This window comes from Mycobacterium sp. D16Q16, from assembly GCF_002013745.1.
Taxonomy (GTDB): domain Bacteria; phylum Actinomycetota; class Actinomycetes; order Mycobacteriales; family Mycobacteriaceae; genus Mycobacterium.
The window spans coordinates 72,149-92,002 of record NZ_MAEY01000021.1 but is presented as its reverse complement, the minus strand read 5'-3'; the positions used below and the strand labels follow the sequence as shown (position 1 = coordinate 92,002).

At 65.7% G+C, this 19,854-nt stretch carries 14 protein-coding genes; 6 read left to right on the top strand and 8 right to left on the bottom strand.

Annotated features, from left to right (window positions below):
• Positions 1–9: 9 nt before the first annotated feature.
• Complete coding sequence (locus B4394_RS19635) at positions 10–843, bottom strand: ABC transporter permease (RefSeq protein WP_078311687.1); 834 nt, start codon at positions 841–843, stop codon at positions 10–12.
• A gap of 138 nt (positions 844–981) precedes the next feature.
• The gene (locus tag B4394_RS19630; RefSeq protein WP_078311688.1) at positions 982–1,311 is read right to left on the bottom strand and encodes a hypothetical protein; all 330 of its coding nucleotides are present in this window, start codon (positions 1,309–1,311) and stop codon (positions 982–984) included.
• Positions 1,312–1,586: 275 nt separating this feature from the next.
• Here B4394_RS19630 and B4394_RS19625 point away from each other — a divergent pair, with 275 nt between their 5' ends.
• Positions 1,587–1,952 (top strand): hypothetical protein, encoded by a 366-nt coding sequence (locus B4394_RS19625; RefSeq protein WP_078311689.1) that lies wholly within the window; start codon positions 1,587–1,589, stop codon positions 1,950–1,952.
• A gap of 21 nt (positions 1,953–1,973) precedes the next feature.
• Here B4394_RS19625 and B4394_RS19620 read toward each other — a convergent pair whose 3' ends face one another.
• Positions 1,974–2,693: a thioesterase II family protein gene (locus B4394_RS19620; RefSeq protein WP_078311690.1), complete on the bottom strand. Its 720-nt coding sequence runs from the start codon at positions 2,691–2,693 to the stop codon at positions 1,974–1,976.
• A 75-nt stretch (positions 2,694–2,768) separates the two neighbouring features.
• Positions 2,769–9,173: a type I polyketide synthase gene (locus tag B4394_RS19615; RefSeq protein WP_078316013.1), complete on the bottom strand. Its 6,405-nt coding sequence runs from the start codon at positions 9,171–9,173 to the stop codon at positions 2,769–2,771.
• A gap of 225 nt (positions 9,174–9,398) precedes the next feature.
• Here B4394_RS19615 and B4394_RS19610 point away from each other — a divergent pair, with 225 nt between their 5' ends.
• From B4394_RS19610 to B4394_RS19590, 5 genes are all read left to right on the top strand, one after another.
• Positions 9,399–9,797: an MmpS family transport accessory protein gene (locus B4394_RS19610; RefSeq protein WP_078311692.1), complete on the top strand. Its 399-nt coding sequence runs from the start codon at positions 9,399–9,401 to the stop codon at positions 9,795–9,797.
• On the top strand, positions 9,794–12,829 hold the full coding sequence (locus tag B4394_RS19605; protein ID WP_078316012.1) for an MMPL/RND family transporter: 3,036 nt from the start codon (positions 9,794–9,796) through the stop codon (positions 12,827–12,829). The genes B4394_RS19610 and B4394_RS19605 overlap by 4 nt, the downstream gene beginning before the upstream one ends.
• Before the next feature lie 45 nt (positions 12,830–12,874).
• The gene (locus B4394_RS19600; RefSeq protein ID WP_078311694.1) at positions 12,875–13,771 is read left to right on the top strand and encodes a class I SAM-dependent methyltransferase; all 897 of its coding nucleotides are present in this window, start codon (positions 12,875–12,877) and stop codon (positions 13,769–13,771) included.
• 202 nt (positions 13,772–13,973) lie between these two features.
• Complete coding sequence (locus tag B4394_RS19595) at positions 13,974–14,309, top strand: RNA polymerase-binding protein RbpA (RefSeq protein WP_043079148.1); 336 nt, start codon at positions 13,974–13,976, stop codon at positions 14,307–14,309.
• Positions 14,310–14,332: 23 nt separating this feature from the next.
• Positions 14,333–15,094, top strand: a complete 762-nt coding sequence (locus B4394_RS19590) for an SDR family NAD(P)-dependent oxidoreductase (RefSeq protein WP_078316011.1) — start codon at positions 14,333–14,335, stop codon at positions 15,092–15,094.
• Positions 15,095–15,106: 12 nt separating this feature from the next.
• On the opposite strand, the gene B4394_RS19585 is transcribed toward B4394_RS19590, so the two are convergent.
• The 4 genes from B4394_RS19585 to B4394_RS19570 all read right to left on the bottom strand — a co-directional run bounded on the left by B4394_RS19585 (position 15,107) and on the right by B4394_RS19570 (position 19,812).
• The gene (locus B4394_RS19585; RefSeq protein WP_078311696.1) at positions 15,107–15,868 is read right to left on the bottom strand and encodes a polyprenol monophosphomannose synthase; all 762 of its coding nucleotides are present in this window, start codon (positions 15,866–15,868) and stop codon (positions 15,107–15,109) included.
• A 5-nt stretch (positions 15,869–15,873) separates the two neighbouring features.
• A complete protein-coding gene (gene lnt / locus B4394_RS19580; protein WP_078316010.1) occupies positions 15,874–17,679 on the bottom strand; it encodes an apolipoprotein N-acyltransferase in 1,806 nt (601 codons plus the stop codon).
• Positions 17,672–19,207: an amidohydrolase gene (locus B4394_RS19575; RefSeq protein WP_078316017.1), complete on the bottom strand. Its 1,536-nt coding sequence runs from the start codon at positions 19,205–19,207 to the stop codon at positions 17,672–17,674. The genes lnt and B4394_RS19575 overlap by 8 nt, the downstream gene beginning before the upstream one ends.
• Positions 19,208–19,299: 92 nt before the next feature.
• Positions 19,300–19,812 carry an FxsA family protein gene (locus B4394_RS19570; protein ID WP_078311698.1) on the bottom strand — a complete coding sequence of 171 codons (513 nt, stop codon included), beginning with the start codon at positions 19,810–19,812 and terminating at the stop codon, positions 19,300–19,302.
• Positions 19,813–19,854: the final 42 nt, after the last annotated feature.

Here is a 19,854-nt window from a genome sequence, read left to right as displayed (position 1 = left end):
ATGTGCCTTTCATGATCGGTACCGCAGCGCGCGCCGTTCCAGCACGCGCACAATGGCGTCCGTGACGATGCCCAGCAGCGCGTAGACCACGAGCCCGAAGATGATGACGTCGATACGCAGGAAATCGCGCGCGTTGTTGATAAGGAAACCGACCCCGGCGTCGGCGTTGATCTGCTCGGCGACGATGAGCGTCAGCCAGGACAACGCCAGGGATTGACGCAGCCCGACAAGCACCTGCGGAGTAGCACCGGGGATGATGATGACGCGCAACCGCTGCCAGAATGAAAACCCAAGTACCTGTGCGGTTTCGAAAAGTTTGGGGTCAACCTGCCGGATCGCGGAAGTGGTGTTGAGGTACAGCGGGAAGGCCGCCCCGAGGGCCACCATCAGCACCTTGGGAAGCTCACCGATTCCAAACCACAGGATGAACAGCGGGATGAGCCCGAGGTGTGGCAACGCCCGGACCATCTGCATGGTCGGGTCCACCACGGCATCGACGAGCCGCGACAAACCCACCGCCGCGCCCAGCACCACGCCTGCCAAGCCACCCAGCAGCAGTCCTTCGGCGGCACGGATGCCGGAGACCCGCAGTGCCGCGGTGAGCTGACCATTGCCGACCAACTCGATTCCGGCGTGCCCGATCGTCGACGGCGCCGGCAGGATGTCCGGATCGATCAGACCCCAGCCACTCCCCGCTTGCCAAACAAGCAGCACCACGAACGGCGAAAGAAATCGAATGATCTCCCAGCGCCGGCTGAGGATCCACTCCCGTCGGGACGGGGTGGATATCGGGGCGTCGGTGTCAGTCGCCGCAGCGGCCACCAACGTATTACGGGTGGTCATGAAAAGCTCGGGAATCCTCACGGGTCGGCGGCTGCGTTTCGACAAGTATTGACAAACTATGGGCGCGTTTGGATTCCGTGAAGACTTAATATCGCGCTGATTCGACGGGTATCCCTCACCCGAGGTGAACGACCGAAACTAGCGCCAGCCGTCGGCAGCCTTGGTGGCGCGCAGCAATTCTTCGCACAACTGGCGCAGCTGGTCCTGGGTCGCGCCCTCGTCGACGGCCGTCGCGACATCCTCGGCCGCACACCTCGCCTGATACACCCGATCGGCCAGATCGGTCGCTTCGTCGGCGGTCAGCACCACGGCGTCGGCGGGCACCGAGGTGCCCTTGACCGCCGCACGCTGTTCGTACGCGCGCTGGCGACAGGACTGGCGGCAATACTGCCGCCGGCGACCCAGCTCTGCGTCATCGACTTCGCGCCCGCACCACTTGCAGGGCTGAGCGTGTTTGCGACGTGCCACGTCTCAGGAGCGTAGCGGTGACCCGGCCGCCCCCTTGGCGCGGCAACCTCTCAGCAGGGTTCATGGCATCGGGGTCAGCGAACCGATGGGCCTCCGCCGCGAGCGCGATGTCGGCACCCCTCTGATCGACAACACGGCTGGTAGCGCAGGTGCGACGTACGCCGGTTCGCGTAGTGATATGTCAGCGAGCGCAATTGCCACAATTACCGAGAAAACGCGCGACAGTGCGCTAATCTTGCGGAATCACAGCGGCATCCAGCGTCGGAGGTTGTGCGATGAACAAGATCATCATGGTCGGGCAGGCCGTGTTAGCAGCAGGCGTCATCGCCGCCCCGATCGCTCTGTTGAGCGCGGGCCCGGCGTCGGCGCAGCCGATCCCCGCCCCCACGGATGTGTGCTTTAACGGACCGTATCCCTCACCCCCACCCCCGTGGGGACCAGGAAACGTCGAAGGGTGCGTCAACCCCGACAGCTGGTTCGACGCGTGGGGCTGGCGATACTCCGGCCGCAACTGGCAGGGCGAAGGCGGGCGCCTGCCTGCCCCGGCCCCGAACTGGAAGTACGTGGGCCCGGGCTGCGAATACTCAAGCAACCCGAACTGGCAGTACACCGGCCCGGACTGCCAGCGCGAAACCCCGTAATACGACGCTGGCCCTCGGCGGCTAGTAGGAGTACGAGCCGCCGAGGGCCAGCTCGGCCTCGTGCGTCAAGATGCTCGCCAAGGCCTGCGGGTTCGACCAGTAGAAGTAGTGCCCGCCTGTCACGAGGATGCTCGTGAACTCCCCCTTCGTGTACGGGGCCCATCGGCGCGGCGGCGCGAACTTCGGAATCACCTCATCATCCTTCGCGCTCACCTCGGTGATCGGCGTCGTGATCCGGCGACGCGAAATCGATTGCAGGCCAAGACTGAAATCGATCACCGCATGTAGCCGCGCCTGCTCCAGCAATGACTCATCCGCAATCTTCTTCGGCGGCCAGGCGCCGCGCTGCTCATCGTTGGTAAGTCTCCAGAGTGCGTGTTGTTTCGGGTTGTGCCCCCGGGTCTTGGCGTAGAGAGCATCCATTCGCCAGAGAGACGGATGCCCGCTCACCACCGGAACGAACCGGCCCACGGCGAAGTCCCGCGACTCCAATGCCTGACACACCGTGTAGCCGAACAGCCCGCCGAAACTCTTTCCCGCGAGGACCGGTCGGCGGCAACCGAGCCCGATGATCGCCGACGCGCACTCCTCCGACAGCGCGCGCAGACTCTCCGGAGATGGTTCGGTGGACCGGGTGCTGCGCCCCGGCATCCGCCACACCCCAAAATTCACCCCCGCCAGGTGCGGGACCAAGTGCTGCTCACCGGCGTGATTTGCCCCAGCGCCCGGGAAAAACAGCACGGTGGGCAGGGACGGTTGATACGCCCTGGGCCACCACCAACATTCAAGCGGAGTCGCAACAGTCACGCGGATCCTCTATATCGCGTCGTGCTCGGGATCGCCGACCCCTTGCGCAATGAGTAATGCGACCCGGGCACCGACAGCCTCGAGGGTGAGGTCGGGGGTGAACTGGAACGCACTGATCTGGATGTTCAACTGCTTGCCGGCGCGGGCGGCGAACTCGACCGCCATCAGGGAGTCGATTCCCAAATCGGCGATCGGCCCCGTGGGGTCGATGCTGTCCACATCGACCTTGAGCACGTTGGCGAGCTCCTTGGCCAGTTCCTTGGTAACCATCGGTCCGCGCTCCTCCTCCGGCAGTGCCAACACCGCCGCACGGAAGGCAGCCTGTTCGTTCGACACGGCGGCGGCCTCAGCGGACAGATGCGCGAAGCGCGTGCTCTTGGCCGTCGAGGGCAGCGGCGTGCGCAAGACCCCCCAATCGACACCCGCGATGGCGACGTGCGGAAGCTGGAAACGGGAGCACTCGTGCATGAGTGTCGCCCCGAGGTCCATGTTGAGGCGGCGCAGCCCAACCGAATCGAGAAACTTCACAATGGCCTCAACCTCGGCCATGCCACCGCCGCTCATGGCACCCCAGCTCACCGACAGAGCAGGCAGCCCGGCCGCGTGCCGCGCCTGAGCGAGGCCGTCCAGCGTGCTGTTCGCCGCCGCGTAGGTCAGCTGCGGAACGATGCCGATGAGGCCACTGATCGAGGAGTACAGCACGAAGTGGTCGAGTGGCACATCGTGCTCGCGCGTGGCCCTGTCGAGGTTCAGCGCACCCTCGACCTTGGGCCCGAACACCTTGTACAACGACTCCGCGCTGATATCCGCGAGCACCTCGTCGTGAGCGACCGCGGCCGCATGGAAGACGCCACGCAGCGGATGGCCCGAGGCCTCCACTTTCGCGATCAGATCCGCGACCTGGTCATAGTCGCTGATGTCGATCCGCTCTTCCCACACGTCGACGTCGGCGGCCCTGAGCGCCTCGATCTGCGCTCGCGCAACGTCCGTTGTGGCACCGCTGCGGCCCGCGAGGATCAGATGGGTCGCCCCGGCCCTGGCCAACGAACGTGCGGTGGCCAGACCGAAGCCGCCGAATCCACCGCTGATGAGGTAGGAGTGACCGGGGCGCACCGGCGCCGGATCTGGCTTGCGCGGCAGCAGCTTAGGCGTCTGATCACGCAGATCCAGCACGATCCGGCCCATGTGTGCCGCCCGGAACACCGCCTCGAACGCCCCCACGACCTCGTCGATCGGGAACCGCGTGAACGGGAGCGGGGTGAGCTTGCCGGAGGTGAGCATCTCGGTGCACTCGCGCCTGAGCTCGCGGAATGTTTCCGGACGCAGCCGCAGCATGCGGTCCATGTCGATCGCGTGGAACGACAGGTTGCCGCTGAACGGCTTGAGATCCATCGCTCCGCCGAAATAGATGTCCGCCTTGCCGATTTCGATGATCCGGCAGAACTCCCCGGCGACTGCGAAGTTCTGGGCGATCATCTCGCCGGGCAATGAGTTGTAGATGACGTCAACCCCGCGCCCTTCGGTGACCCGCAGTATGTCGTCGACAAACCCGACCGACCGCGAGTCGAAGGCCGCGGTGGCGCCGAGCTCCAGCGCCGCACGCCGACGCTCCTCGCTGCCGGCGGTCGCGTACACGACCGCACCCATGTTGACCGCGATCTGCACCGCGCCCATGCCCATGCCGCCCGCCGCGCCGTGGATAAGAACTGTCTCGCCGGGCTGCAGATCCGCCAGCTTGTAGAAGGCATAGCCCGCCGTGAAGAACGGCACACCGGAACCCACCGCGAGCGGATCGAAGTCCGCACGCTGAAGATGCTCTTCGTCTATCCGCTCCCACGCGGCACCGCCGTCGAGGTCGAAGGTCAGGTAGCGGCGCAGCAGACCCCGCTCCGCGACCGCGATGCTCTCGCCAACCCGAAGCTCGCTGACCGCGGAGCCGACGCGCGTGACAACACCGAAACCCTCCATGCCCGGATCCAGCTTGAAGTACGTCTCGCCGAGTTCACGCTCAGTCAGGATCCCGAGGACCTTCAACGGGTCCTTGTAGTTGAGTCCGAGAGTCTCGACGCGGACCTCCACTTGCCGGGGTCCCGGCTCGACGCGATCGCATGCACGGAGCGCAATGTCCTTGAGCGTCCGCGTATCCGGGATCTGCACCTCGTAGGCCACGTCCGGGTCTGTGGGCTCGAATGCCTCTTCCCACGGCGCGACGAGTTCGGATAGCGACCGACGCATCCGCTGGGTCCACCGCACACCCGCGCGCACCGCGACTTCTTCCGCTCGATTCATCGCGTTGATCTCTGCGGCCACCTCGTCTGCGGTGACCGAATCGGACAGGTCCACCAGAGACCACTTGGCGGGATGCTGCTCGTTCGCCAACACCCGGCGCGCCCCCACGAGCGTGGCCTGGTCCAGGACGAGTCCACGATCACCCGGCGCCAGGAAGGCATGCGTGCTCACGACGACGACCTGCACGTCCGGATTCACGACACCGCGGTCGGTCTCGGCCTCCATGACCGTCCGCAACGCCTGCGCGACCACGACGAGTTGATGAAGGTTCTCTACCGAGGACTTCCCGGAGCCGACGGCCACCAGCACGCGCAAGAACGTGTCTGCGCGCAACGCTTCCCCGAACGTCTCGGCGAGATCTGCTCCCTGGTGCGATTCGGCGCGCAGGATCGGTACACCGGCGCCGGCCGCTCGGCGGACGCCTTCGGCGACAGCTGCGCTGACGCCCCCGATCTCGACGACCGCGTTCGCCGCGCGAGCAGCGGTAACCGGTGCCGGGACACGTTGTCCCTCTTGCCCTTCCGGCTCCTCGTCGAACGGCTCCCACCGAGGCTCGTAAAAGTACTGCTCAAGCTCGGACAGCGGGTCCGACGCCGCTCCCACCGGCCGCAGCGTCACTCCGGTCATGGCCAGGGCCACGTCGCCATCGGGCGAAGCGAGGTAGGCGTTCGCGCGCAGCGGCTGCGTGCTCGTGATCTCGACGACCGCGATGGGGTCCTCGGGCACCTCGTGGTACAGCCGCACCCGGTCCACCGAAGCCGGAATATGCGCCGTGGGAGGTATGTCCAGCTCCGGACGCGCGGCCAAGAGGACCGCGATGCACTGCAAGGCCGCGTCGGCGAGTGCGGGGTGGACAGCGTGCTTGGGGTCAACCCCGGGCTCGGGTACCGCTTCGGGGCTCGCCAGCTGCGCGACGCAGCCCGCCGAACCGATGCGCGCACTCTGGATCCGCTGAAAGGCGGGACCGTAGGACAGTCCGACCGCCGCCAACCCCTTATAGACGTCTGCGCCGTCGAAGATCGTGTCGTGCCCGGACTGCGGAACATCGATCCGCAATGTCCCTAGATTCGCCTCGACCAGTCTGCCGTTGGCATGTGCCGTCCACAGCTGGGTGTGCGCGGAACGGCCGTTGACGGTAAACCGCTTAGTGGGCTCGTCCACGGTGAGGCGGGTGATCGGCGCATCGTGTTCGGCAACGACCAAAGGCACCGCGAAGACCACCGAGTCCAGCCCGGCCTGGCCACGGCCAGAACGTTGACGCACGGCGGACAGCGCGGCATCGAGATACGCGGTTCCGGGCAGCACGACCGAACCGAGGACCGTATGGTCCGGCAGCCAGGGCAGGTTCGCCGGAGCCAGGGTCACTTCCCACTGCGGCGTCAGCGCCTCCGCCCTGTCGCCGAGAAGGGCGAAGCGATCGGCGTCCCCGTACCGCGCGCGCAGCGTGAGGGGATCTTCCTCCCACAGTTCCTCTTGCGACCACGGGTACTTCGGCAGATCCATGTGCGGGATCGAGCCGTTCGTGTAGAGATCGGCCTCGCCGGGGGCATCGATCGCGCCTACCGCGTACAAGTCGGTGACGGCCTGCAGCACCGACTGCTCGTCATCCTGCTCACGATGCAGCGTCGGGACCGCGGCACCCGAGACACTATGACGCACAAAGCTTTCACGAATGTTCCCGAGGAGCACAGGGTGCGGCCCAAGCTCCAGGAACACTCGATACCGGTCATCGATGAGCGTGTCGATCGCCTTCGCGAATAACACGCTTTCGCGCACGTTCTTCAGCCAATAGTCAGGGTCCGCAAATGCCTCACCATCGGTCTTCTCGCCGGTGACCGTCGAATACAGCGGCACGTCGGCCTGGCGTGGGGCAAGTCCGGCCAGCGATGCGGCGAGCTCACCAAGGATGGGGTCCATGAGCTGGCTGTGATACGGGACCTCCACATGCAGCATCCGGGCGAAGACGCCGTCTTCGGCAAGCTCATCGTGCAGTATCCGCAGGGCTTTCGAGTCACCGGAAAGCGTGGTCGCCGCGGCGCTGTTGATCGCCGCGACACATACCGCCGATCCGAAGCGCGCGGCCCGGCGCTGCGCTTCCTCGGCATCGAGACCAACGGCGAGCATGCCGCCGGAGCCTGCCGTCTTGGCCTGCAGGCGGGAACGGTGATAAGACACCGTGGCCGCGTCCCGCAGGGACAACGCACCGCTCACATACGCCGCGGCCACCTCCCCGACACTGTGTCCCACTACCGCCGTGGGACGGATTCCGAACTGTTCGAGGTGCTTCGCAAGTGCTGCCTGGACAAGGAAGTTCGCCGGCTGGGCTATCTCCGTGCGGCTGACACGGGAGTCGCCCTCAGCGCGCAGCAACTCGGCGATCACCGACCAGCCCGACACCTCCTGGAACACCGCGTCGATCTCGGCTGCGGCATCGCGGAACGCGCCAGGGCGCTCCAACACACCGCGCGCCATCCCCCACCACTGCGGACCCATGCCACTGAAGACGAACACGGGATCGGAGATCCCTTCGACCAGGGCACGCGCGGGTGCCGCTTCGTCACTTTCGGCATAGGAATTCAGCTGCGCGAGAAGGTCATCCGCGCCGCGGTAGATGAAGCCCTTACGGAGGTAATGGTGTGCCCTGCGGCCGGTGACCGCGGTCTTCAGGCGTTGCGCGGCCTCATCGGAGACTGTGCCCGCTGTGCCCTCCCCGGGCTCCAGGAGCGCGGCGTACCGCCGGGCGACCTCGTGGAGGGCGGCACCACTGCGGGCGGAGACCGGGAAGATCCGGATGCTGTCCCTGACCGGCACAGCAGGCTCCGCGGCCACGGGTGCCGGCGGCCCCTCCACAAGGACGTGTGCGTTGGTCCCGCCATAGCCAAAGCTGTTCACCGCGGCGTACGCCGGAGCGCCCAGATCGGGATAGGTCTGAACCTCAGTCGGAATCCGAATCCCAAGCTCGTCGAACGGGATTGCGGGGTTGAGCTTGTCGAGGACAACCTGCGGCAAAACAGTCCTGCGCTGGACGGTGAGCGCGGCCTTGATCAGACCCGCGACGCCCGCCGCGGCCTCGGTGTGCCCGAAATTGTTCTTCACCGATCCGATCAGCAGAGGCTGTGTGCGGCCGGCTGCCTGACCGTACGAATGTCCCAACGCCTCCGCCTCCAGCGGGTCGCCGACGCTCGTCCCCGTGCCATGCGCCTCGATGTACCCGACGAGGGCGGGGTCGACACCTGCCTCCTCGAGCACCTGCTCCGCAAGCCGCTGCTGCGACACCGGATTCGGCACCGGCAGCGCTATCGTTCTGCCGTCCTGATTGACACCGCTGCCCCGGATCACCGCATAGATGCGGTCGCCGTCGCGCTGTGCCTGTTCGAGGTTTTTGAGCACGACGACACCGACGCCCTCGCCACGACCGTAGCCATCGGCGGCCGCATCGAATGACTTGCAACGCCCGTCTGCGGCGAGAAACCTGCCCTTACACATCGTGATGAAGGTTTCCGGCTGGAACATGGCGTTCACACCACCCGCGAGCGCCACATCGCACTCACCGCTCGCGACCGCCCGCACCGCAAGGTGCGTTGTCACCAGGGAGGACGAGCACGCCGTGTCCACGGTCATGCTCGGCCCCCACAGGTCCAGCGCATGAGCGATCCGGTTGGACAGCAAAGTCTGAGACGCACTGAACGCGGCGAAGTTGTTGATCTTCTCAAGGTTGCGGGCGAGTGCCCGGCTGACCATGTTGTCGTTCATGAAGCCGCCGATGAACGTTCCCACTTTGCCGCCCAACGCTTTTCCAGCGATGCCCGCGTCGTCGAGTGCCTCCCACGAGGTTTCGAGAAGGAGCCGCTGCTGTGGGTCCAGGACGGCGGCCTCGCGGTGCGAGATCCCAAAGAAGTCCGCGTCGAACCGCCGGAATCCTTGGGTCAGGAAGCTGCCGCGCCGGGTGTACATCCGGCCCGGGGTGTCAGGGTCGGGGTCGTAGTACTTGTCCGCATCCCACCGATCCTTCGGGATATCGGCCACGGCGTCGCCTCTGCGCAATACGAACTCCCAGAAGGAATCCGCGTCTTCAATGCCCCCGGGGAACCTGCATCCAATGCCAATAATGGCCACCGCGACCAATGCTCTGCCCTCTCCTAGTTACTGGACCGTCCGGAAACAATGGAACTTTTGCCGAAACAGCGGGACGCTCTTAACTCATCTGCAATCATCGTCACCATCAAAGAAGCTTTGCCTGCCGTGTCATCCTGTGGAATTCGCACTGTACGCGCCTGATTGGCAACACGAAGGGTGTTTCACAATGGATTTGCCGCTTCCTCCAAAGGTCGCTTGATGAGAAGCGCCTGGGTGTATCTTGTTGTGCTGGCGGTCCTTACGGTCGCGGCCGTGTTCATTCTGAAGTTGCGGTCGAGCGAGATCCCCGATGAGGCGGTGGGAACCGTGAGCCGTCTCCCTGTACTCGGCAGCCTCTCCGAGCGGACCATCCAGTACGAAGCCATCGGGCCCGCCGGGACGCCGGCGACGGTGTCCTATCTTGATGACAACGGCCACAACCAGAATGTCGGCGCGGTCCTGCCATGGCAGGAGGCGCTGCGCACCGTGGAGCCCTCCCTGGTGACCAGCATGGTCGTGCAATCCAATGCCGCTGGCGTCGGATGCCGGATCACCGTCAACGGACAGGTCCGCGATGAACAAGTCGCGACGGCCACCGGCGGTATCGCCAGTTGCAAAGTGCAAGTCGCATGACCGCAGACGAGGCCGAAGCGGATACCGGCCCGATACCCGCTCCCGGCACACCTGCCGCGCCTGCCGCAGCTGATGGGTTCGCCGCCCGATCGCGCGCCTTCGGTCGCCGAGTGCGCGGGGAATTCTCGGTGCCGTTCCGTCGTGAGACCTACGCGGGCACCGAACAGCACCGACCCCTGTACGCCCGACTGCTGTATGGACTCTCCATACCCATTGTTGTCCTATGGGTATTACTCGCGTGCGGGCTCAATGCCGCAGGCCCTCAGTTGGAGAAGGTGATTGAGGGACACGCCCTGTCCTTCTTGCCCGATCAGGCCTCGTCGGTGCAGGCACTGTCCAACATGGGCAAGTATTTTGGCAACGGCGGTACGAACAACTTCGTCGCGGTGCTCGCCGAGGGCGACCAGCCGTTCGGCGCGGAGATGCACCGCTACTACGCGAACCTGATGGAGAAGTTCAAGGCCGACAAGAAACACGTCATCACGACGATCGACCTATGGTCCGACCCATCGTTTGCTCCGGCGTTCGAAAGCCAGGATCGGAAGGCCTCCTTCAGCTACCTCAACCTGGGTGGCAACATGGGCACCGCGCTGGCCATGGAATCCACTCAGGCCGTGCGCGACATCGTCAAGGCGTATCCGCCGCCGGACGGCGTCAAGATCTACGTGACCGGTCCATCCGCGGTCGTGAACGACGAGCTGCTCGCGATCAACCGATCGATCCTGCCGATCATCTTCGCCTGCGCCATTTGCATCACCATCATCATGTCGTTGACTTACCGCTCGCTATTCACGGCCGCGATGCCACTGCTCGTAGTGGCCGTCGCTCTGGTCACGGCCCGGCCGATCGTCGCCCTTCTCGGCCAGCACGAGATCATCGGCATTTCCATATTCGCGTCAAGCCTGCTCGCCGGAATCGTGCTGGGCGCGGGGACCGACTACGGCATCTTCCTGCTCGGCAGATATCAGGAGGCACGACGAGCCGGCCAGGACCCGACCACGGCGTACTACACCGCACTGAAAAGCGTGCAGCGCATCATCTTCGCCTCGGGGCTGACCGTGGCGGGCGCGACCGCGTGCATGACGCTGACCAGACTCGCCGCTTTTTCCACCTCCGGTCTGCCCTGCACCATCGGCATCCTCACCGCACTTGCCGCGGCGCTGACCCTTGGCCCCGCACTGCTCGCGATCGGATGCAGGCTCGGACTGTACGAACCGCGCGGAGAGCGCGCCGTCCGGCGCTGGCGGCGCATCGCCACCCACGTGGTCCGCTGGCCGGGTCCGGTGCTCGCCGGCAGCCTCGCCGTGCTGGCACTCGCGATTCTTGTGCTGCCAACCTATGTGATCAGTTACAACGAGCGTGCGGCCCAACCGGCCAACACCGAGGCGAACCTGGGTCTCGATGCCGCGGATCGGCACTTGCCGCCCAATCTGCTGAACCCGAATCTGCTCTTCGTCGAGTCCGATCACGACATGCGCAACTCCGCCGACCTGATCGCACTCGCGAAGCTGACGAACGCCGTCTACTCCGTGGAAGGCGTCCAGGCGGTGCAAGGCATCACCCGCCCGCTCATCACGCCACTTCCCCAAGGCACCCTGACCTATCAGGGCGGATACATCGGCGAACGGATGTCCCAGATAGCCGAGATGGTGAGCACGCAGCTCAACGGCATCGCCAGAATCACCGGTCAGATCGATCAGCTGTCCGTGGGGGTCAAGGTGGTGCTCAAAGACCTTGAGGTAACCCAGCGCGCGGTCGAGCTGCCCGGCGGCACCGGCGCAGCCACCCGGCAACGTCTCATTGAGCTGTTGAAGGTGGCGAAAGGGATCCATAACGAAATGCAGCCGCTCGTCGCGGATGGCATCGACGCGGCGGGCCAGCTCGTCGACATGGTTCCCGACTGCAAGCAGCTCCTCCCCTGCAACGCCGCGCTCACCGGTCTGGCCGTCCTCGACGGACTCAATCAGACGGGGGGACGCAAGTTCGAGGACATCGTGGACGCGTCCCGCGTCGCCTCGGAATCATTGCCCAACTTGGTGGCCCAGGTCCGGCTGCTGGACCGTTTTCTCGCCGACTCGCAACGCACACTGACGCCGATCCGCGGCATGGCGGACTCGCTGCTGGTGCAGATGAACGAAGTCACCCAGTTCCTACGAGAGATCGCCGACACCTATATGAAGGGAGACCCGAGCGGGTACTTCTTCCTTCCGAGCCAGGCCTTCGAATCCCCGTTGTTCCAATCCGCGCTCTCCGTCTTCTTCTCTCCGGACGGCAAGATCACCCGCATGCTCGTCATGGGTGACGTGAATTCGTTCAGCCGCGAGAGCATGGACTACAGCGCAAAGATCGTCCCCGCGGCCAAGGCGGCGCTCAAGGGCACGTCACTCGGCGGGAGCACGGTGAGCATCGGAGGAGCCGGCGGCACGCTGCTCAACATCGCGGCCTTCGCGAAGGAGGATTTCCTCACCAGTGCGGTCGCGGCGTTCGCCTTCGTGTTCTGCGTCGTGCTGCTGTTGTTGCGCAGCTTCGTCGCCGCGGTCGCCGTCGTGGGCACCGTGGGACTGTCCTTTCTTTCCGCGTGGGGGCTCAGTGTCGCCATCTGGCAGTACGGCATCGGTCTGCCTTTGCACTGGGCCGTCGCACCGTGTTCCTTCATCTTCCTTGTCGCGGTCGGCGCCGATTACAACTTGTTGCTCGTGGCCCGGTTCAAGGAAGAGCTCCGCGCCGGGATAAAAACCGGGATCATCCGCGCCATGGTGGGGACGGGCAGCGTGGTCACCACCGCGGGCCTGATCTTCGGCTTCACGATGTTCGCGTTGATCGCGGGTTACTCGAGCACGCTCGCGCAGATCGGCACGACCGTCGGCGTCGGACTCTTGCTCGACACGCTCATCGTCCGCTCGCTCGTCATCCCCTCCATCGCGACGCTCCTGGGCCGGTGGTTCTGGTGGCCGATGCGCGTGCCGTGCCGCGCGCTGCGGGAGTCGGATCCGGCATTGGTCGGCTCAACGTCCGGCGGACACCGGACCTAGACGTGGATGCGGGGAATGTGTTGGCCACCAGAAGCGGAGACCGGTGTGAGTAGTCGTCGTCTTGATCGTCGGGCGAGTTTTACGGCGCAATCCTGCGCGGCCCAACGCGCGGCGGAAACGTTGCAGCCGCCACGGCGGCGCCTGCTCGACGATCCGTACTCACGGCATTTCATCCGCAGCCCCCTGCTACGGGCCTGTTTGATCCATCCATTGGTGGCGCGCGGTTTTATCGGAGTACTGAAATCTGTGTTCGGCGCTGCGGGTCACTTCTTCCTGGTCTTACGGGTGCGCTACACCGATGATGTCCTCGATGCCGCCATCAACGACGGTGTCGATCAGGTTGTGCTGCTGGGCGCCGGATTCGACACCACCACGTTGCGGCGGGCGGCACACGGTTCGGTCAGGATCTTCGAAGTCGACGCGCCCACCACCCAAGCGGACAAACGCGCCGTCATGGAACAGCTCCGTTCACCCGATGACAACGATCAGATCGTTTGGGTGCCCTGCGATTTCGAACACGACGTATTGCGCGAAAGACTCCTCGCCCACGGATTCGATCCCACCCGGCCGAGCCTGTTCATCTGGCTCGGTGTGACTGCCTACCTCACCCAGGACGCACTGGACGCGACACTTGCCGACCTCGCGACGGTCTGCGCGCCCGGGAGCCTGCTGGTTTTCGACTACCTCGACACCAGTGTCGTCACCGGTGGAGACAGCAAGTCTGTACGCGCCCGACTGTGGACCGAGGCGGCCGCACGTTTTGGCGAGCCATACCTGACGGGCCTCACCGCGGGTGACGCCGACGCACTGCTGGCCTCGCATGGGTTCCAGTGCCAAAAGCACCTGACCACACGCGAACTACTGCAGCGGTACGCACCGACCTATGCCAGCCGATCGCCCGCCGATGGCCGGGCAGCTATCACCACGGCACAGCGCGCCTAACTCGGGCAATCGTGATACCCCGCCACGCGTCGCAGACGCAAAGCGGTGACCGCCACAACGGCGTTCACCAGCTATAATGAGGGCCACAACCTGCGCGAACAGGGAACTAATGGCGCGGGTACGGCGTTGAGGTAGACAGCCACCAGCAATTCGAGCGCGGGATCCGATCCGCAGAGACCCGCAGTGAAGAGGAGATGTACACATGGCAGATCGTGTTCTACGGGGCAGCCGACTCGGCGCCGTCAGCTACGAAACCGATCGTGACCACGACCTGGCGCCCCGCCGCATGGCTCGCTACCGCACCGACAACGGTGAAGAGTTCGACGTTCCCTTCGCCCACGATGCCGAGATCCCTGCCAACTGGGCGTGCCGCAATGGCCTGGAAGGCACCCTCCTCGACGGCGATGTGCCCGAGCCCAAGAAGGTCAAGCCCCCCCGTACGCACTGGGACATGCTCCTGGAGCGCCGCAGCGTTGAGGAACTCGACGAGCTGCTCAAGGAGCGTCTGGAACTGATCAAGGGCCGTCGCAGGGGCTAGGGCGCGGCAGCGTAACTCGCCTGATGAGTGCCTCCGGCAGATCCGTCGCGGGTTCGGCAGTTCTCATCACCGGTGCCGGCAGCGGCATGGGGAAGGCAACTGCCCGGGTTTTCGCCGAGGACGGCGCGTTTGTGGCGGTCACCGATCTTCGGTTGGAGGACGCACAGGCGGTCGCCGCTGAGATCGGCGATTCCGCCGCCCCTTGGGCACTGGATGTCACCGATGATGCCCAGATCACCGAGGTGGTGACGGCCGTCGCCGAGCGATTCGGCCGGCTGGACATTGTGGTGAACAACGCCGGTTTCGCGGCATTCAGGTCCCTCGATGACCCCGATTACGGCGAGACCTGGGCGCGCTCACTGGCCGTTCATCTGACCGCACCCCAACGGATTGTCCGTGCGGCGCTTCCGTTCCTGCGTAACTCCCCTGCCCCGCGCGTGGTGAACATCGCCTCCACGGAGGCTCTCGGCGCCACCCCGTACGACAGCCCATATGTCGCGGCCAAGTCCGGCCTGGCTGGTCTGACCAGGAGTTTGGCCGTCGACCTTGGACGCGACGGCATCACGGTGAACTGCATCTGCCCAGGGCCGATCGATACCGCGATGACGGCAGCGATCTCCTCCGAAGACAAAGACACCTATGCCCGCCGGCGCACCGCGCTACGGCGCTACGGTCGCGCCGAGGAAGTGGCACACATGACCTTGAGCCTGTGCCTGCCGGCCGCGTCCTATCTCACCGGCACGGTCATTCCCGTCGACGGCGGCCTGATGGCCCGCAACGCGTGAAGGCTGAGTACCTCAGCGATTGATGCCGCGCGCCCGATCGAGGCGACTGCTGATACCCCATTTGGTGACCTTGACCAGGGCCTCGTTGATGATCGATCCGCTCATCTTGGATTCACCGATGGCGCGTTCGGTGAAGGTGATCGGCACCTCGGCAACCTCGAAACCGTGCGCGATGGTGCGCAGAGTGAGGTCGATCTGGAAGCAGTAGCCGTGTGATTCGACGGCCGCCAGATCCAGCTTTTCGAGCACCTCACGCCGGTACGCGCGGTATCCCGCAGTGATGTCGTGGGGCTTGACGCCCAGCACCAGCCGCGCATAGACGTTCGCGCTGCGGGATAGCACCAACCGCCGCCAGGGCCAGTTGACGACGGTGCCCCCGGGGACGTAGCGAGAACCGATCGCCAGATCGGCTCCAGCGTCGACGGCATCGAGCAGCCGCGACAGCTGTTCAGGAGCGTGACTGCCGTCGGCGTCCATCTCCACCAGCACCGAATACTGACGGGCCAGGCCCCAACCGAAGCCGGCAATGTAGGCGGCTCCCAGGCCACCCTTTTCCTTGCGATGCATGACGTGCACGCGATCCGGGTCGGCAAGCGCGGCCTCGTCAGCAAGTTCACCGGTGCCGTCAGGGCTGCCGTCATCGACGATCAGCACATGGACATCGGGTTGCGCCTTGTGCAGCCGACCAAGGATCAGCGGGAGATTCTCCCGCTCGTTGTACGTCGGAATGATCACCAGGGTCCGGGCGCTCGGACGTTCGGTCACGGGATCCACTCCGGTCAGGTCTCCTTAATCGGTGAGGCCGGCTCTACCTCACGTTCCGGCCTCTTCAGCCCTCCATTGTGCAGTATCGCCAGGCCAGCCGAGGCCAGGACGGCAAGTCCAGCGATCACAGCAAGTGCCCATTCGATCCAGGGACCCCATTGTGTGGCGGGTGTCAGGTCGTCGTGCAGTCGCACTTGCATGTCGATGTACGCCGGTTCGAAAAACTTGGTGCGGCCCGCGTCGACACCATCGGGAGAGATAAATGCGCTGATCCCGGTGGTGCCGACGACGATGACCTCCCGGTCGTGCTCGACCGCCCGAACCTTGGAGATGGCCAGCTGCTGTTCACTCATCGCACTGCCGAACAGGGCGTTGTTGCTCGGCACCGCCAGAATTTGGGCACCGTTGAGGGTGGACAGCCGCGCTGCCCTGTCGAACAGGACCTCCCAGCACGTCGTCACACCGATCTTCACTCCACCGGCGGTGACGACACCGTTGCCGTCTCCCGGCACGAAGTACCCGGCGCGGTCGGCGTACTCCGAGAAGTGCGCGAAGAAACTCCGCCACGGCAGATACTCTCCGAACGGCTGCACGATCTGCTTGTCATGACGTTCCCCCGGGCCGGTGTTCGGATCCCACACGATGATCGAATTGATCGATTTGGGCTGTTCGGGGGTGGAATCGGGGTGCCGCAGCACGCCGCCGACCAGGATGGGCACACCGATGGCCTGTGATGCCTCGGTGATGGCCTCGGCCGCGTCGGCGTTGCGGATCGGATCGATATCCGAGGAGTTCTCCGGCCACACGACGAACTGAGGTGCCGGAGCCTTGCCCGCCTTCACGTCCTGGGCCAGCAGGAGGGTTTCCTTGACGTGGTAGTCGAGCACAGCGCGGCGTTGAGCGTTGAAATCGAGCCCCAAACGCGGAACGTTCCCCTGCACCGCGGCGACGGTGACGGTCCGACCATCCGTGGCGCCGTGGCTCGCGTGCCGAACCTGCTGCCAGCTCACCGCCATGGCGAACAGCACAAGACACACGCAGGCTCCGGGCAGCAGCACCGAGGGCATCGGCCGGGCGCCGTCCGGACCCAAGGATGGGCTTCGCCACCAGCGGTACATCTCGATACCGAGTGCGGTCACCGCGAAGGCCCCCAGGGCAACCATGAAGGACACCAACGGCGCTCCCCCGTATCGCGCCAGGCTCAGCATTGGACCGTCGCCCTGCCCGAAAGCGATACGGCCCCAAGGGAACCCGCCAAACGGAACGCTCGCTTTACCCCATTCGGCAGCGGACCACGCGGCGGCGAACCACAGCGGCCAACCCGGCAGGTTCCGCACGGCGACCGCCAAGACACCGAATAGGGCCACCCAGGTCGCACAGAGCAAGGACAGCGCCAGCCACGGGACGGCGCCGACCAGCTGGCCTGTCCAGGGCAGCAGCGGGATGTAAAACGCGAGACCGAACAGCAGGCCGTACCCGAGCCCGCCGCGCAACCTGGTCTTCGGCGACCACAACACCAATCCCAGGATCGACAGTGCCGGGAACGCGGCCCACCAGTAACCCCACGGCGGGAAGCTCGCACACAATGCGAGGCCCCCGATCAACGCCGCGCCCTGACGGGTCGCCGCGCGCAGCCAGGCCGTGCCGAACGCGACAGCGCGTGCACGCACCGCACCGGCGAAGGCCGCACCGCGTGAGGGACCGGCGTTGCCCGGAGCCTGCGGCTCCTCGTCTACCGGAACGTTGGCCTCCACACCGCGATCCGCGATGTCCTCGCCAACAGTCTCGTCAACGGATTCGCCGACAGCTTCTTCAGCCATGGATCACCGTGCCGCGGTGCACGGTCCGGAGGCATGTGGGGAGCACAGCAGCGGCGTCCGATAAGTCCGGCAGGGCCGGGACCCGCGAGCGCGGGTCCGTGGACCACCGCTGCACTCCCGGTTGGCTGGTGTTGATGGTCAAGTCCCCTGTCTCCCAAACCGCATAGCTGGCAGGCGCTCCCGGCGTCAACGTGCCGGTCGCGCCGTCATGAACGCCCTGCGCACGCCAGCCGCCCCGGGTCGCGGCACCGAATGCCGCGCGGACCGAAACGGAACTGCTTGCGGTGCGGTGATGTGCCGCTGCCCGCACCGTCACCCACGGATCCATGGGCGCGACAGGGGCATCAGAACCGAACGCGAGAGGCACGCCTTGGGATGCTAACAGCGCCAGCGGGTTTAGCTGAGCACCTCGGTCCGGGCCGAGTCGTTCCGCATACATGCCATCTGGGCCACCCCAGAGAGCATCAAATGCCGGTTGCACGCTGGCAATCACCCCGAGGCGACCGAGTTGCTCGGCCTGTGCCGCGGAGACCATTTCGAGGTGCTCAAGACGATGTCCACACCGAGCCACCGCCGGCACGCCATAACGGTCGGCGACACGGCCCAGCGCGTCGATCACCTGAGTGACGGCGGCGTCGCCGATCACGTGGAACCCTGCGGCGATGCCGGCCTGCGTGCACGAGTCCAGATGCGTCTCAACCGTTTCAGCGTCCAGATGCATCGTGCCGCAGGTGTGCGGCGCATCGTGATACGGCTCCTGCAGCCAGGCGGTATGCGATCCCAGCGCGCCGTCGACGAAGAGGTCACCGGCCAGACCGGCAGCCCCCGTCGAGGCGATGAGCTCGCGCGCGTGATCGGGGTCGCGGGCTGGCTCACCCCAGTATCCGGTGACCTGCACGCCATGCTCGGTGGCCAACAGCTCCCGGAAATCATCCAGCCCACCGATCTCGGGCCCGCCGCATTCGTGCACCGACACCAGGCCCAGCGATGCCGCGCTGTCGAGGGCCGCGCGCCGTGCCCGCGCCCGCCCGTTGACGGAGAGCGCACCGCGGGCGTGTGCCCGCAATAGGTGGTGAGCCGCCCCGGCCAGCGGACGCTCGGGGTGAAATCCCGTGGCATCGGCAAGTCCCGGTACCTGCCGGCGCAGCGCCGTCGACGCCGCGGCCGAGTGCACATCAATACGGGTGAGGTAAACGGCCCGGCCGGGTGCTGTCGCGTCCAGTTCGGCGGTGCTCAGCGGTTCCCGATCCGGCCATCGCGATTCGTCCCAGCCGTGTCCCCAGATCACCTCATCGGCATGCTCACCGGCGTACGCGGCCAGTCGGGCCAGGCATTGCTCGCGTGAGGTCATGTCGGACAGGTCGAGCCCGATGATGGACAGCCCCAGAGCGGTGAGGTGAACGTGGGCGTCGACGAACGCGGGCGCGACGAAGGCACCCTCCAGGTCGACGATGTCGGCGCCGGGGAACTCTGCGCGACCAAGGTCGTCCTCGCCGATCCAGCTGATGATATCGCCGGTCACGGCCATGGCGGTCGCCGCCGGATGCGACGGGCTATGCACGCGCGCGTTGACGAGCAGTTGAGTCTGCACTCGGTAATTCTGCCGGGTTCGAGGGACGTCTACGCAGGCAGGTCGTGGCCGGGACGGTACCTGGAGGTCTGCTCGCCTGAATCTTCCGCCACGTCGACGACCTCACCATCGATGTAGTCGACGGTGCTCGGCCGCGTTCGGCTGGCCTGAAACGCGCCGTATCCGGCGGGAATGACGGTGATGAGGGGCGCGCGCCGGCTCAGCTGCCGTGCCGCGACGAGGGTCAGCACCGGCCGCAGGACGGCACGGGTCGGGGGCAACAGCATGAGCAGCCCAATAGCCGAGGACACCAGCCCCGGGATCACCACCGCGACAGTTCCGAGCGCGATGAGCGCACCGTCCGCGACGGCGCCCCCGGGGGATCGCACTCCCCGCCGCAGCTGATCCACGGCGCGCCGGGCCTGCGAGCCCGCGAGTATCAGACCAACGACAAAGGCCGCGGCGACGGCGATGATGGTCCAGCCGATGCCCACCGCCGAGGTCAACGCCACCAGGGCGGACACCTCGACGATCACATACAGGAGAAACAGGCCTGGCCACATACCCGGACAACGCACCGGCCCGTCGCCGGGTTCCCGGTTCGG

What these genes read in the sequence shown, in the direction of transcription:
- B4394_RS19590 (WP_078316011.1), top strand. Translation starts at nt 14,333, where the DNA reads ATGAGTGCCTCCGGCAGATCCGTCGCGGGTTCGGCAGTTCTCATCACC.
- B4394_RS19570 (WP_078311698.1), bottom strand. Translation starts at nt 19,812, where the DNA reads ATGTGGCCAGGCCTGTTTCTCCTGTATGTGATCGTCGAGGTGTCCGCC.
- lnt (WP_078316010.1), bottom strand. Translation starts at nt 17,679, where the DNA reads ATGGCTGAAGAAGCTGTCGGCGAATCCGTTGACGAGACTGTTGGCGAG.
- B4394_RS19595 (WP_043079148.1), top strand. Translation starts at nt 13,974, where the DNA reads ATGGCAGATCGTGTTCTACGGGGCAGCCGACTCGGCGCCGTCAGCTAC.
- B4394_RS19635 (WP_078311687.1), bottom strand. Translation starts at nt 843, where the DNA reads ATGACCACCCGTAATACGTTGGTGGCCGCTGCGGCGACTGACACCGAC.
- B4394_RS19605 (WP_078316012.1), top strand. Translation starts at nt 9,794, where the DNA reads ATGACCGCAGACGAGGCCGAAGCGGATACCGGCCCGATACCCGCTCCC.
- B4394_RS19575 (WP_078316017.1), bottom strand. Translation starts at nt 19,207, where the DNA reads ATGGCCGTGACCGGCGATATCATCAGCTGGATCGGCGAGGACGACCTT.
- B4394_RS19625 (WP_078311689.1), top strand. Translation starts at nt 1,587, where the DNA reads ATGAACAAGATCATCATGGTCGGGCAGGCCGTGTTAGCAGCAGGCGTC.